The organism is Streptomyces sp. 8N706, from assembly GCF_052245415.1.
GTDB lineage: Bacteria > Actinomycetota > Actinomycetes > Streptomycetales > Streptomycetaceae > Streptomyces.
On sequence record NZ_JBQQBW010000147.1, the window covers coordinates 1 to 14132 of the forward strand.

The 14132-nt window shown below is 71.4% G+C and carries 12 protein-coding genes; 11 read left to right on the forward strand and 1 reads right to left on the reverse strand.

Translation table 11 applies throughout. The features are described from left to right. Positions 1–294: 294 nt before the first annotated feature. Positions 295–1287, reverse strand: coding sequence for a LacI family DNA-binding transcriptional regulator (locus tag ACTWQE_RS31220; protein ID WP_443332459.1), 993 nt, complete (start codon positions 1285–1287; stop codon positions 295–297). Positions 1288–1775: 488 nt separating this feature from the next. Here ACTWQE_RS31220 and ACTWQE_RS31225 point away from each other — a divergent pair, with 488 nt between their 5' ends. The 11 genes from ACTWQE_RS31225 to ACTWQE_RS31275 all read left to right on the forward strand — a co-directional run bounded on the left by ACTWQE_RS31225 (position 1776) and on the right by ACTWQE_RS31275 (position 13865). Continuing rightward, entirely contained in the window at positions 1776–3035 is a 1260-nt protein-coding gene (locus tag ACTWQE_RS31225; protein ID WP_443332448.1) for an MFS transporter, read from the forward strand. Positions 3036–3044: 9 nt separating this feature from the next. Next, positions 3045–4406, forward strand: a complete 1362-nt coding sequence (gene pafA, locus ACTWQE_RS31230) for a Pup--protein ligase (protein WP_443332449.1) — start codon at positions 3045–3047, stop codon at positions 4404–4406. Between the two features lie 136 nt (positions 4407–4542). Further along, positions 4543–5559: an FKBP-type peptidyl-prolyl cis-trans isomerase gene (locus ACTWQE_RS31235; protein ID WP_443332450.1), complete on the forward strand. Its 1017-nt coding sequence runs from the start codon at positions 4543–4545 to the stop codon at positions 5557–5559. A 57-nt stretch (positions 5560–5616) separates the two neighbouring features. Beyond that, positions 5617–5991: an FKBP-type peptidyl-prolyl cis-trans isomerase gene (locus ACTWQE_RS31240; RefSeq protein ID WP_443332451.1), complete on the forward strand. Its 375-nt coding sequence runs from the start codon at positions 5617–5619 to the stop codon at positions 5989–5991. Between the two features lie 650 nt (positions 5992–6641). Continuing rightward, positions 6642–7595 (forward strand): helix-turn-helix transcriptional regulator, encoded by a 954-nt coding sequence (locus tag ACTWQE_RS31245; protein ID WP_443332452.1) that lies wholly within the window; start codon positions 6642–6644, stop codon positions 7593–7595. A 20-nt stretch (positions 7596–7615) separates the two neighbouring features. Then, positions 7616–8566 carry a helix-turn-helix transcriptional regulator gene (locus tag ACTWQE_RS31250; RefSeq protein WP_443332453.1) on the forward strand — a complete coding sequence of 317 codons (951 nt, stop codon included), beginning with the start codon at positions 7616–7618 and terminating at the stop codon, positions 8564–8566. Between the two features lie 14 nt (positions 8567–8580). Continuing rightward, positions 8581–8817 (forward strand): hypothetical protein, encoded by a 237-nt coding sequence (locus tag ACTWQE_RS31255; protein ID WP_443332454.1) that lies wholly within the window; start codon positions 8581–8583, stop codon positions 8815–8817. Positions 8818–8972: 155 nt separating this feature from the next. After that, a complete protein-coding gene (locus ACTWQE_RS31260; protein WP_443332455.1) occupies positions 8973–9176 on the forward strand; it encodes a hypothetical protein in 204 nt (67 codons plus the stop codon). Between the two features lie 281 nt (positions 9177–9457). Beyond that, a complete protein-coding gene (gene tatA / locus ACTWQE_RS31265) occupies positions 9458–9745 on the forward strand; it encodes a Sec-independent protein translocase subunit TatA (RefSeq protein WP_443332456.1) in 288 nt (95 codons plus the stop codon). Positions 9746–9809: 64 nt separating this feature from the next. Further along, the gene (gene tatC / locus ACTWQE_RS31270) at positions 9810–10766 is read left to right on the forward strand and encodes a twin-arginine translocase subunit TatC (RefSeq protein WP_443332457.1); all 957 of its coding nucleotides are present in this window, start codon (positions 9810–9812) and stop codon (positions 10764–10766) included. A gap of 291 nt (positions 10767–11057) precedes the next feature. Continuing rightward, positions 11058–13865: a DEAD/DEAH box helicase gene (locus tag ACTWQE_RS31275; protein ID WP_443332458.1), complete on the forward strand. Its 2808-nt coding sequence runs from the start codon at positions 11058–11060 to the stop codon at positions 13863–13865. The last annotated feature ends 267 nt before the right edge of the window (positions 13866–14132 follow it).

The following is a 14132-nucleotide window of genomic DNA, read 5'->3' on the forward strand; positions in this document are numbered from 1 at the left end:
CCGGGGGTGGGTGTGGTGCTCGGTGCCGGGCAGGGTCGAAAGCCTCGGCACGGGCCGGGCCCCGTACCGGGCGGGGGCGGAAACCTCAGGGTGGGGTGGTGGCTCTGGGCTGGACAGGACCGGGAGCCTCAGCGCGCGGTCGGCGCCTCGGGGGCTGGATCGGGGGCCTCGGGGCGGGAGGGGTGCCTTCTGCCGGGCAGGATCGGGGGGCCTCAGGGCGCGGTGGTGCTCTGTGCCGGGCAGGGCCGAAAGCCTCGGCACGGGCCCGGCCCAGGGGCGGGCAGGGCCGGGTTCTCAGGGCGGGGGTGGGGCCGTGGAGCCGCGGACGATCAGTTCCACCGGCAGCGCCACGCTCTCCGGGGGGCGGCCCTCAAGGACGGCCAGCAGCGTCGCCATGCCCCGTGCCCCCACATCCTCGGCCGGCAGCCGTACCGTGGTCAGCTCGGGCTCCACCGATGTCGCCAGAGCCAGGTCGTCGAAACCGGTCACCGACACGTCCTCCGGCACACGCAGGCCCAGTCGCCGTACTGCCTTGCAGGCACCCGCGGCCTGGATGTCGTCGTCGCACACCAGGGCCGTCGGCCTGGGCCCCGAGCCGGACAGGGCCCGCTCCGCGGCCTGCCGCGCCGCGTTCACCTCCAGCGCCGCCGCCTCGGTGCGCACCACCGCGTCCGGCACGCCCCGGAGCCCCTCGGCCAGCGCCGTCGCCCGCACCCGGAAGGTCCAGGAGTCCACCGCGGAGGCGAGGTGCACGAATCGGCGGTGGCCGAGGGTCAGCAGATGCTCCGTCACCCGCCGCATACCGTCGGTGATATCGACGTTCACCGTGGCCGCGGCATCGGTGGCGGCCGGATCGCTGTCGAGCATCACCAGCGGTAGCCCGCCGCCCCGCATCGCGGCGAGGGCCTCGGCGGCCATCGAGGAGGCGATCACGCCGTCCAGCGCGGTCCGGGCCGAGTCGAAGGGGTCCCGGGCCGGGCCGATGCCCTCCGGTGACGGATAGATCACCACGCCGAATCCGTGCTCGGCCGCGACCCGGGACGCCCCCGTATGGACCCGCGCGAAGAACTCGTTGGTCAGGGCGGGCACCACCAGCAGGGCGGTCCGGGTCCGGCCGAGGCGCAGACTGCGCGCCGCGAGATTGGGCCGGTACCCGAGCTCTCTGGCGGTCTCCCGCACCGCCCCGGCCGTACGTTCGGACACCCGGCCACGCCACTTGTCCCCGAGCACCAGTGAGACCGTGGCCTGCGAGACTCCCGCGGCCCGGGCGACATCGCGGCTGGTCACCCGGGTCCCGACCGGAGCCGGGGAGAGGGCGTCCCCGGCCTGCCCGGCGGTCGTACCGCGTTGTCCGGCCGGCACGCCCCGCCCCCGGCGCGCACCCGAGCGCCGGGGCTCCGAGCGCCCGGGCTCCGCCCGCGGGGGGCGGTCGGGGGCGCGCGCGGGGCTCTCTCCGCCCGGGTCCCGGCCGACGGCCGGCGACGGGCCGGCGGCAGCCCCGGCCGCCGCGGAGGTCTCGTCCACCCCGCCCCGGGCCACTGCCGGGGCCTCGCCCGCCCCGGCCGCCGCGGAACGCTCGCCGGGCCCGGCCGTCCGGCGGTCCGGCCGGTGCCCCGGGGCGCCGCTGCCGTTGGCTCTCGTCACGGGTGCCTCCGCCGTCGCCCATCGCTCGACCGCAGGTATTCAGGTGGACCCGCGGATACGGGTCATGGTACGTATGACGGGCGACGTTATACGTAAAACCTCCGCCCTTCCCGGGCAGGAAAGGGCGGACGATGGCAGCGGGCTACGCGGAACTGCTCCGGACGCGCCACGCGGCCCGGCTCCTGGCGGGAACGCTGGTGGGACGGCTGCCCAACGCGGTGGCCGCCATCGCCATCGTGCTCTTCGTCCGGGCGGAGGGCGGCAGCTACACCCTCGCCGGCGTCCTCTCGGCCGTCTACGGGCTGGCGACCGCCGTGGGACAGCCCTTGCTGGGCCGGGCGGTCGACCTCTACGGCCAGCCTCGGGTGATCTTCCCCGCCGCGGTGCTGTCCGCTCTGGGTGTGGTCCTGTTCGTCGCCGTCGGGCTGGAGCCGCTCCCGGTGGCATACGCCGCCATGCTGGTCGCCGGACTCTTCACTCCGCCGCTCGAAGGCGGGCTGCGGGCCCTGTGGCCGAGCGTTCTGGGCCGGGACGACCAGGTGCACACCGCGTACGCGCTCGACGCCGTGGCGCAGGAGGTGATATTCACCGTCGGCCCGCTGCTGGTCACGCTCTCCGTCGCCGTCTGGTCCGAGGCGGCCGCCCTGCTGGTCATCAATGCCCTGGGCGTTCTGGGGGCCCTGTCCGTCGTCGTCTCCGAGCCGTCCCGGGCCTGGCGCTCCGCGCCGCGCGAGGCCCACTGGCTCGGCGCTCTCCGCTCGCCCGGGCTTCTTTCCCTGCTCGGCTCGTTCTTCTTCGTCGGCCTCGCGCTCGGCTCGATCACGGTCGCCGCCCTCGCGTACTCCGAGGCGCTGGGCGAGGACGCGGTGTACGGCGTCCTGATGGCCGCCCTGGGTTTCGGCGCCCTCGCGGGGGGCGTGCTCTACGGCGCCCGGCAGTGGCCCGGGCGGCCCGAGAGCCGCCTCAGGGTGCTCGTCGGGCTGCTCGCGCTCGGTTATCTGCCGCTCACCCTGACTCCCGGCGTCACCGGCATGACCGTGCTGGCCACGCTGTCCGGGGTCTTCCTCGCACCCGCTCTCGCCTGCGCGTTCGTCGTCGTCGACCGGCATGCGCCGCGGGGGACGGTGACCGAGGCCTTCTCCTGGCTGGTGACGACGTTCACCGTCGGAGCGTCCGCCGGAACGGCCGTCGCCGGACCCGCCGTCGAGCACAGCGGGATCGCCGCGGGCTTCTCCGTCGCCGGGGCGGGCGGGCTCGCCGCGCTGCTCGTCCTCCTCGCCACCCAGCGGGTCCTCGCAGCTCCCGCGCAGGCGCGGGATGGTGAAGCGCAAGCAGAAAATGATCGAAACGGTGCTGTCGAACCCGGTTTCAGAGCAGGCCATCAGGCGTAATGTTCAGTCATGGACCGCCGCATCTTCGGGCTGGAGAACGAGTACGGCGTCACGTGCACGTTCAGGGGACAGCGCCGACTGTCACCTGACGAAGTGGCGCGCTACCTCTTCCGCCGTGTTGTTTCCTGGGGCCGCAGCAGCAATGTCTTCCTGCGCAACGGTGCCCGCCTCTATCTCGACGTGGGCTCGCACCCCGAATACGCAACTCCCGAGTGCGACAACGTGACCGAGCTGGTCACCCACGACAAGGCGGGCGAGCGCATCCTCGAAGGCCTGCTCGTCGACGCCGAACGCCGCCTGCACGAGGAGGGAATCGCGGGCGACGTCTATCTCTTCAAGAACAACACCGACTCGGCGGGCAACTCCTACGGCTGCCACGAGAACTACCTCGTGGCCCGGCACGGGGAGTTCTCCCGGCTCGCGGACATCCTCATCCCGTTCCTCGTCACCCGGCAGCTGCTGTGCGGGGCGGGCAAGGTGCTGCAGACCCCGCGAGGCGCGGTCTACTGCGTCAGCCAGCGCGCCGAGCACATCTGGGAGGGCGTCAGCTCGGCGACCACCCGCTCCCGGCCGATCATCAATACCCGCGACGAGCCGCACGCCGACGCCGAGCGCTACCGACGGCTCCATGTCATCGTCGGTGACTCCAACATGTCCGAGACGACGATGCTGCTCAAGGTCGGCGCCACCGACCTGGTGCTGCGCATGATCGAGGCGGGCACGGTGATGCGCGACCTCACCCTGGAGAACCCCATCCGGGCCATCCGTGAGGTCAGCCATGACATCACCGGGCAGCGCAAGGTGCGCCTGGCCAGCGGACGTGAGGCCTCCGCCCTGGAGGTCCAGCAGGAGTACTACGAGAAGGCCGTCGACTTCTGCGAGCGCAGAGGTATCGTCACGGGCACGGTCGAGCAGGTCCTGGAGCTGTGGGGCCGCACCCTCGAGGCCATCCGCGACCAGGAGCTCGACCGGATCGGCACCGAGATCGACTGGGTGATGAAGTACAAGCTGATCGAGCGCTACCGGACCAAGAACAACATCACCATGTCGCACCCGCGGGTCGCCCAGATAGACCTCGCGTACCACGACATCCACCGCCGCCGCGGCCTCTACTACCTGCTGGAGAAGCGCGGCCAAGCGGCCCGGGTGTGCAACGACTTGAAAATCTTCGAGGGCAAGTCGGTGCCGCCGCAGACCACCCGGGCCCGGTTGCGCGGCGACTTCATCCGCCGCGCCCAGGAGCAGCGCCGCGACTTCACCGTCGACTGGGTGCATCTGAAGCTCAACGACCAGGCGCAGCGCACCGTGCTGTGCAAGGACCCCTTCCGGTCGGTGGACGACCGTGTGGAGAAGCTGATCGCCGGAATGTGAGGCCGCGTACGGGCAGAAACGCGCGCCGGAGCCATCGGACTCCGGCGCGCGTCCGTGTCAGTCGCCACGGTCCGCTCGGATACAGGTCGTAGAGTGGCGGGCACTGCCCGCACTCTCCCCTAGCCGAGTTGGACCGATGCTGAAATCTCTTGGGGGACGACCCCCGTACCGCCGTTCCTCCACGAAGGCCGCCCGCCGTTTCGCCGCGGCGCTGGCCGCTCCCGTCCTGCTGCTCACCGCTGCGTGCGGGTCCGACGACAGTGGCTCGTCGGACGCCTCGGTGGTCACGGTGGAGGGCAAGCCCGGGCAGAAGCCCGAGATCTCCGTGCCCAAGGACGCCAAGGCATCCGACAAAGTCGTCGTGAAGACGGTCGCCAAGGGCAAGGGCGCCACGGTGGAGAAGGGCGATTTCGTACGCCTGGACTTCGCCGGGGAGACCTTCAAGGGCGGTCAGGACCTCGGCAACACCTGGGCCAAGCGCCCCGGCGCAGACCCCAACGCCCCGCGTACCCAGGTCGTCCAGGAACTGGGCCAGCCCAGCCAGACGCTGCCGACGAAGGTGCTCGACTCGCTCGTCGGACAGGAGGTCGGCAGCCGTGTCGAGGTGGAGGGCACGGCGAAGGCGCTGATCGGCAAGCAGCTGAACCCGCAGGCCGGTATCAAGCCGGCGGACGGCCTGGTCTGGGTCGTCGACATCGCGGCTGCCAAGAAGGTGGGCAAGAAGTCCGAGGTCAAGGGCGAGCAGGCGGCGCCCGAGCCCGGGATGCCCACGGTGAAGTCCGAGCCGCAGAAGGCGGCCGTCATCACCGTTCCCAAGGGTGAGAAGCCGCCGAAGGAGCTCAAGGAGCAAGTCCTGATCAAGGGCAAGGGGCAGAAGATCAAGGCCGGCGACGGCCTGGTCGTTCAGTACACCGGTGTGAAGTGGGAGGATGGCAAGAAGTTCGACTCCTCCTGGGACCACGGCGGCGCCACCGCGTTCCAGATCGGCACCGGCTCGGTCGTCCAGGGCTGGGACAAGGCTCTGGTCGGCAAGAACGTCGGGGACCGTGTCGTGATGGTCATCCCGCCGAAGCTGGGCTACGGCAGCCAGCCGCAGAGCCCGCTGGCCAAGAACACCCTGGTGTTCTCGGTCGACATCGTCGGGACCGTGTGATCGCCGTCTGCGAGACTGGGACCGATTCCGACAAGATCCATTCGTAGGAGCACCGCAGTGAGCATCGAGAAGCCCGAGATCGACTTCCCGGGCGGCGAGCCCCCGGCCGACCTCGAGATCAAGGACATCTGGGAGGGCGACGGCCCGGTCGCCAAGGCCGGCGACACCGTCTCCGTGCACTACGTGGGCGTGTCCTTCAGCACCGGCGAGGAGTTCGACGCGAGCTGGAACCGGGGCACCCCGCTCCAGTTCCAGCTGGGCATCGGGCAGGTCATCCCCGGCTGGGACCAGGGTGTGCAGGGCATGAAGGTCGGCGGGCGCCGTCAGCTGACCATCCCCGCCCACCTCGCGTACGGCGACCGTGGTGCCGGCGGCGGCCGGATCAAGCCGGGCGAGACGCTGATCTTCGTCTGCGACCTCGTCTCCGTCTGATACGGCCGCCCCTCACCGTATGAGGGCCCCGTGCCGCACGGCGCGGGCCCTCGATGGGCCCCTTCCGCCCCCGGCCGGGACCGGTGCGTTGACGCGCGCCGGTCCCGCCGGGGGCGGAGCCCTGTCGGCCACGCGGCGCCGTCCGCCGCAGGGCGGGCGGCCCGGGGCGGCCGGGTGCGGATGCGAGGTGCGGGGAACGCCGGCGAGGGCGGGGGCACACGTGGCCTCCGGGGCCCCTGCCGAAGGCCGGGAGGCTCCTCGCATTCCGCCAGCTGGGGGCCCTGCCGATGGCAGGGGGTGCGGGGAGGTGCCGCAAGGTATCGGAGGGGGACCTGGGATGGCGTGGGGCGCCGGGAGGTGCCGGACGCGGAGCTCTCAGCCGTTGCGCGGAAGCGGAAGCTGCCCGCCCCATGGGCCCACGGCCGGGTCATGCGTTGCGGTCACGCCGAGGCAAGTGTGACGGAGGGCCGCACGGCGGGCGGCCGTCTTCCGGTGATGCCGGAACCGACTCCGCGCCCCGGCCGGGCAGCACCACAGGACCGCAGGGTCCGGCACCGCAGGACCCTGGATCGCAGGGCCTCTTCGCTTTTGCCACGGGTCCTCGGACCGGTACGGTCATCGGTGCGGAAGAACAACGAGAGAGGGCGTCGATGGCCATTGCCAAGGCGGAGCGGCTGATGAACCTGGCGCTGTGCCTGCTCGGGACCAGGCGCCCGCTCAGCAAGCGCGAGCTGCGCGCCTCGATCGAGGCGTACATCGACGCCGGAAGCGATGACGCCTTCAACCGGATGTTCGAGCGGGACAAGGACGATCTGCGGGAGCTCGGCCTGGTGATCGAGACCGTCGAAGGTCTCGAGGGCGACACCGGATACCTCGCCCGCCGCGACAGCAACCGGCTCCCGCCCGTCGCCCTCGACGCCGAGGAGGCCGCCGCGCTGGGCCTCGCCGCCAAGGTCTGGCAGCAGGCCCGGCTCGCCGGAGCCGCCAGCGGCGCCCTGCAGAAGCTGCGCGCGGCCGGGATGCCGCTCGCCGAGGACCCGTACGAGATCCACAGCGCCCTCGAGCCCCGGATCCCGGCGCACGAGGCCGCCTTCGAACCGCTGATGCTCGCCTGCCGCGACCGCCGCCCCGTCGTCTTCGACTACCGCAAGGCCACGGCCGCCCGCCCCGAGACCCGGCATGTCGAGCCGTGGACCCTCGAATGCTGGCGCGGCCACTGGTATCTCGCGGGCTGGGACCGCGACCGGGGGGCCGAGCGCGTCTTCCGGCTCTCCCGGATCACCGGCAGGGTGCGCTCCCGGGCCGCGGCCTTCACCGCCGACGTGCCCGACCACGTCACCGTGCGCGAAACCGTCGAGAGCTGGGCGGGCGAGACCGCGACCGGCACCGCCCGTATCCGGCTGCGCGCCGACGCCGGCTACCCGCTCCGTGCCCGGGCGCTCTCGACCCGCGCGGGCGACGACGGCTGGGACGAACTCGAGATCCCCTACGGGCATGGACTCGACGCCTGGCTCGTGGAGTTCGGGCCGGACGTGGTCGTACTGGAACCCGCCGAGCTGCGGGCCGACGTGGTGGACCGGCTGCGCGCCGTGGCCAAGGGCTGAGAAGGACACGCGGAAGACTCATGGCTACCAACGCGATCGACCAGACCCGCCGGATGCTCTCCCTGGTGACGTATCTGCGCGAGCGTCCCGGCGCCCGGGTGGGCGACGTCGCCCGGGCCTTCGGCATCACCGACGACGAGCTCATCGCCGACCTCGACGTGCTCCCGATGTGCGGCACCAGCTTCCGCGGCGGCGACCTCCTGGACATCGACACGGACGGCGACCGCATCTGGTGGCACAACCCCGACGATGTCGCCGAGCCGCTGCGCCTCGCCGCCGACGAGGCCACCGCCCTCCTCGTCGCCGCCCGCGCCGTGTCCACCCTCCCCGGACTCCGGGAGGGCGACCGGCAGGCGCTGCTGCGCGCCACCGCCAAGCTGGAGGCGGCGGCCGGTGAGGCCGCGGGCGCCAGCTCCCGGCTCTCGGTGACCTTCGAATCCGAGGGGGGCGTCTTCGCCGAGGTCGACCGGGCCATCTCGGAGCGCCGGCGGCTGTGGCTGCGCTACTACTCGCCCGCCCGCGACGAGCTGACCGAACGAGAGGTCGATCCCATCCGGCTCTTCGCCGTCGGCCACACCTATTTCGAGGCCTGGTGCCGGCTCTCCGAGGCCCGGCGCACCTTCTGGCTCGGTCGGGTGGCCGAGATCCGGCTGCTCGACGAGCCGGCCGACCCTCCGCCCGTCGAGCTGCGTGACCTGTCCGAAGGGCTGGTCCATCCCAGCGCCGAGGACCCGGAGGTCGTTGTCGAGGTCGGCCCCGGCGGGCGCTGGGTCGCCGAGTACTACCCGCACGACAGCGCGGAGGAACGGCCCGACGGTGGTCTGCGGATCACCCTCCGCACCCCCGACCCCGCGTCGCTGCGCCGCCTCGCGCTGCGGCTCGGCGGGGACGGCCGCATCGTCTCCCCGCAGGACCTCGCGGACAGCGCACGGCAGGCGGCTCGCGAAGCACTCGCGGCCTACGGTGAGTGAGGGGGCGGACGTAGATGATTCCCGCAGCGCCCGGCACGGTCGTCTTCAAGGCCGCCTGCCCCGACTGCCGGGGCCGGTTCGAACTGGCCTCGGACGCCTTCCGCTTGGCCATCGGAGTCAGCCGGCGCACCACCTTCTACTCCTTCACCTGTCCCGACTGCGGTTCCACCGTCCGTAAACCGGCGGGGGAGCGGATCGTGGAGCTGCTGACGGGCGGCGGCGTCCGGACCCTCCGGGTGCACTCGACGTGACCTCGGGCGACGCGCTCACCTCGGCCGCCGTCCCGCCGGGCGCCCTCCGCCGCCCGCCCCACGGAAACCTCCCTCAGCCGCAGCCTCCCCTGACACCACGTTCGCACCGGGCTCCTGCGCGCCGTACGCCCGCGGCGCTCCACTAGGCTCCTTCCATGTTCTGGCCCATGCTCGCTGTCGCCCTCGCCTTCTGCGGAATCGCCGTACTCGGTGTGCTCGGGATCCGGGTCTGGGCGGAAGTGCGACGGCTGGCGCGGCAGGTGGCGGACAGTTCGGAGCAGATCACGCGAGCCTCGGAGGACCTCGAAAGGGCCGCCGTACCGCTCGCCTCGAAGGCCAGGGACCTGCAGCGCGACTGAACCGCGCTCACAGGGCCGGTGAACCCGCGCTCCCGGGCCGGCGCCCGGCGGGCTACGCCCGGTGGGCCAGATGTGCTCTCCGGCCTCACAGGTCCGGACGGTACGCTTCACGGGGCGGCCCGAGAGGCGAGGCGGGGGTCGCTACCGGGCGTATGCAGAGGGATTGCCCCGCGTTCATCCCTGCGCGTTACGATCGCTGCCAGCACGGACGGTCGGACACACTTCCGACCGTTCGGGCAGTCAGCCCCACCCATGCCGCCTCGGTGAGAAGGTAGTCACACATGATCGGCAATCTGAAGCCCCTCGAGATCGTCCTGATCATCGCTGTCATCCTGCTGTTGTTCGGTGCCAAGAAGCTTCCTGACATGGCCCGTTCCCTGGGTAAGTCGGCTCGCATCCTGAAGAGCGAGGCGAAGGCGATGAAGAAGGACGACGACTCCTCGGCCAACGGCTCCACCTCTGCCGACCAGGCCCAGCAGCAGTCCGCCCCGCGTACGATCCAGGCCGCGCCCGGCGATGTGACGAGCTCGCGTCCGGTGACCGAGCCGAACCCGACCACGCAGAGCTGACACCGGTCACCCGAGCCCTACCCGGCCGCCGCCGACGGCGGCCGCACGAGACGAGGAACGTGGGTTGCTGAAGTCTGCCCGCAAACAGGAGAAGGACCCAGAGGGGCGGATGCCCCTCGCCGAGCATCTGCGTGAGCTGCGCAACCGCCTGGTGAAGTCGGTGCTGGCGGTCGTCGCCATCACCCTTGTCGCGGCTTTCTACTATGAGCCGATCGCGGACTTCCTCACGGCGCCGATCCGAGAATCGGTCGGCTGTACGGCGAGTTTCAAGGAGATCGCCGACCAGGGTGACAACTGCGCGCAGCTGACCATCGACGGTCTGCTCGGCCCCTTCACCATCATGATCAAGGTCGCGCTGATGACCGGTGTGGTCCTGGCGTGTCCCGTCTGGCTGTACCAGCTCTGGGCCTTCCTCGCGCCCGGCCTGCACAGGAACGAGAAGAAGTACGCCCTCAGCTTCGTCGGCGCGGGCATTCCGCTCTTCCTCGCGGGCGGGTACTTCGCCTATCTGATCCTGCCGACCAGCGCTGCCGCCCTCATCGGGCTGACCCCGGACGGCCTGGGCATCAGCAACCTCGTCAAGCTCGACGACTACCTCGACATCGTCACCCGGCTGGTCATCGTCTTCGGTCTGGCCTTCGAGCTGCCCCTGCTGCTGGTCCTGCTGAACCTGGGCGGCGTGATCTCCGGCCGCAGGATGCTCGGCTGGTGGCGCTGGATGATCATGTGCATCACCGTCTTCTCGGCAGTCGCCACCCCGACGGGCGATCCGATGACGATGCTGGCGCTGGCCGCGCCGATCGTGGTGCTCTACTACGCCGCCGTGGGCATCTCGCTCCTCAACGACCGGCGCCGCAGCCGCGGCAACCCCTACGCCGGGCTGGACGACGACGAGGCGTCGGTGCTCGACCACACCCCTGAGACGGTGGAAGCGATCGAGCCTGTCTCCGCCTCCCCCATGCTCCCCGACCAGGCGTCCGGCGAGGACGGCCGCCGCGGTGGACTCGAGGACGTGACCTGACGCTGACGCGGCAACCGCGGACGGCGGTGGAGGGCGGCCCGGTGCTCCGGACCGCCCTCTCTCCTTATTGAGACGCCGGTCCGCCCGGGACAGGGAGGCCGTACGGGGCGGGCACCCGCCCGTACACCCGCGGCACCGGCGACGACCGCGCCCGGACGGCGGACTGCCGCTCCAACGGCACGGCCGCGGCTCCCCGGACGGAGTGCGCGCCGCCCGGGCCGTACAGCTGCCCGGTCCTCCACATAAAGATCGCGTGCTCTGTCAGAGGTGGCCGGTAGGCTCGTACACACGATGACCGACGACATGTCCCCTGCTGAGCGGTACGCAGCGGCTCGGACCCGAGCCGCCGAGCAGACCACCGCGCTCGCCCCCTTCCGTGAGATGTACGACTTCGAGCTGGACCCCTTCCAGATCGAGGCATGCCAGGCCCTGGAGGCCGGAAAAGGTGTGCTGGTAGCCGCTCCCACCGGCTCCGGCAAGACGATCGTCGGCGAGTTCGCCGTCCATCTGGCCCTCACTCAGGGCCGTAAGTGCTTCTACACCACGCCGATCAAGGCCCTGTCGAACCAGAAGTACAACGACCTCGTCAAGCGCTACGGCCCCGGGAAGGTCGGTCTGCTGACGGGGGACAACAGCATCAACTCCGAAGCCCCGGTGATCGTGATGACCACCGAGGTGCTGCGCAACATGCTCTACGCGGGCTCACAGTCGTTGAACGGCCTGGGACATGTGGTCATGGACGAGGTGCACTACCTCTCCGACCGCTTCCGCGGCGCCGTCTGGGAGGAGGTCATCATCCACCTCCCGGAGTCGGTGACCCTCGTCTCCCTGTCGGCCACGGTCTCCAACGCCGAGGAGTTCGGTGACTGGCTGGACACCGTGCGTGGCGACACCGAAGTGATCGTCTCCGAGCACCGGCCCGTCCCGCTGTGGCAGCACGTCCTCGCGGGCCGGCGGATGTACGACCTCTTCGAGGAGAAGGACAGCGGCAAACTGGAGGTCAACCCCGACCTCGTACGGCTGGCGCGGATGGAGAACAGCCGGACGTACAACCCCCGGGAGCGCCGCCGCGGCAAGCAGGTGCGGGAGGCGGACCGCGAGCGCGAGCGCCGCCAGCGGAGCAGAATCTGGACGCCCAGCCGGGTCGAGGTCATCGACCGGCTGGACGCCGAAGGCCTGCTGCCCGCGATCACCTTCATCTTCAGCCGGGCGGGCTGCGAGGCGGCCGTACAGCAGTGTCTGCACGCGGGCCTGCGGCTCAACGACGAGTCGGCGCGTGCCGAGGTGCGGAGCATCGTCGAGGAGCGCACCTCCGGAATCCCGGACGAAGACCTGCAGGTCCTGGGCTACTTCGAATGGCTGGAGGGCCTGGAGCGGGGTATCGCCGCGCATCACGCCGGGATGCTGCCGACGTTCAAGGAGATCGTCGAGGAGCTCTTCGTCCGCGGCCTGGTCAAGGCGGTGTTCGCCACCGAGACCCTGGCCCTGGGCATCAACATGCCCGCGCGGTCGGTGGTGTTGGAGAAGCTGGTCAAGTGGAACGGCGAGCAGCACGCCGATGTCACGCCCGGCGAGTACACCCAGCTCACCGGCCGGGCCGGGCGTCGCGGCATCGACGTCGAGGGCCATGCGGTGGTGCTGTGGCAGCGCGGCATGGACCCGGGGGCGGTCGCCGGTCTCGCCGGGACCCGCACCTATCCGCTGCGCTCCTCCTTCAAGCCGTCGTACAACATGGCGGTCAACCTTGTGCACCAGTTCGGGCGGCACCGCTCCCGCGAGCTGCTGGAGACGTCCTTCGCGCAGTTCCAGGCCGACCGGTCGGTCGTGGGGATCTCCCGTCAGGTGCAGAAGAACGAGGAGGGCCTGGAGGGTTACCGCTCCTCCATGACCTGCCACTTGGGCGACTTCGAGGAATACGCCCAGCTGCGCCGTCAGTTGAAGGACCGTGAGACCGAGCTCGCCAAGCAGGGCGCGGCCCAGCGGCGGGCCGCCGCGGCGGTCGCCCTGGAGAAGCTCAAGCCCGGGGACATCATCCACGTCCCGACGGGCAAGTACGCGGGCCTGGCGCTGGTGCTGGATCCCGGGTTGCCCGCCGGGCGTGCCAACGGCCACCGGGGCTTCGAGCACCACGACGGCCCGCGGCCCCTCGTACTCACCGCCGAGCGCCAGGTGAAGCGGCTGGCCGCGATGGACTTCCCCGTGCCGGTCGAGCCGCTGGGGCGGATGCGGGTCCCCAAGTCCTTCAATCCGCGCAGCCCGCAGTCCCGGCGCGACCTCGCCTCCGCACTGCGGAGCAAGGCCGGGCACGTCACCCCCGAACGACACCGCAAGCAGCGCTCGGCGGCGGCCGACGACCAGGAGATCGCCCGGCTGCGCGCCGAGATCCGCGCCCACCCCTGCCATGGCTGCGACGACCGCGAGGACCACGCCCGCTGGGCCGAGCGCTACCAGCGGCTGCAGCGCGACACCCGCCAGCTGGAGCGGCGGATCGAGGGACGCACGAACACCATCGCCCGGACCTTCGACCGGGTGTACGCCCTGCTGTCCGACCTCGGGTATCTCCGGGGGGACGAGGTCACCGAGCACGGCCGTCGACTGGCCCGGCTGTACGGCGAGTTGGATCTGCTGGCGGCCGAGTGTCTGCGCGAGGGTGTCTGGGACGCCCTGAAGCCCGCGGAGTTGGCGGCGTGCGCGTCGGCGCTGGTCTATGAGGCCAGGGCCGCCGACGACGCCATGCCGCCGAAGCTGCCGACCGGCAACGCCCAGGAGGCGCTCGGCGAAATGATCCATATCTGGGGCCGGTTGGACGCGAAGGAGGAGGAACACCGCATCAACCAGGCGGAGGGCGTCGGCCAGCGCGAGCCCGATCTGGGCTTTGCGTGGCAGGCCTACCGCTGGGCGACCGGGCACAGCCTCGACTCGGTGCTGCGCGAGGCGGACATGCCCGCCGGTGACTTCGTGCGCTGGAGCAAACAGGTCATCGATGTGCTCGGCCAGATCGCGGAAGCCGCCCCGGACGGCAGTCCGGTCCGCAGAAACGCTCGCCGGGCGGTCGACGGGCTGCTGCGGGGCGTGGTGGCGTACTCCTCGGTGGGCTGATCGCGCCACGGGCTCCAACGGGAGCGCGGTCCTCACCCGGTGTGCCGGTGAGGACCATGATCCGTGGGCTTGTTGACGACCGTGACCTGTTGGCTCGATAACGACCCTGGCCTGGGGGCCGGATGGCGGCCCTGGCCTGTGGGCCTGGCGACCGCGATCCCGCGGTACCGCCGGGACCGCGACCCCGCGGTGAACCGGGGCCGCGACCCCGCGGAACCGCGACCCCGCGGTGAACCGGAACCGCGACCCCGCGGTACACCGGGACCG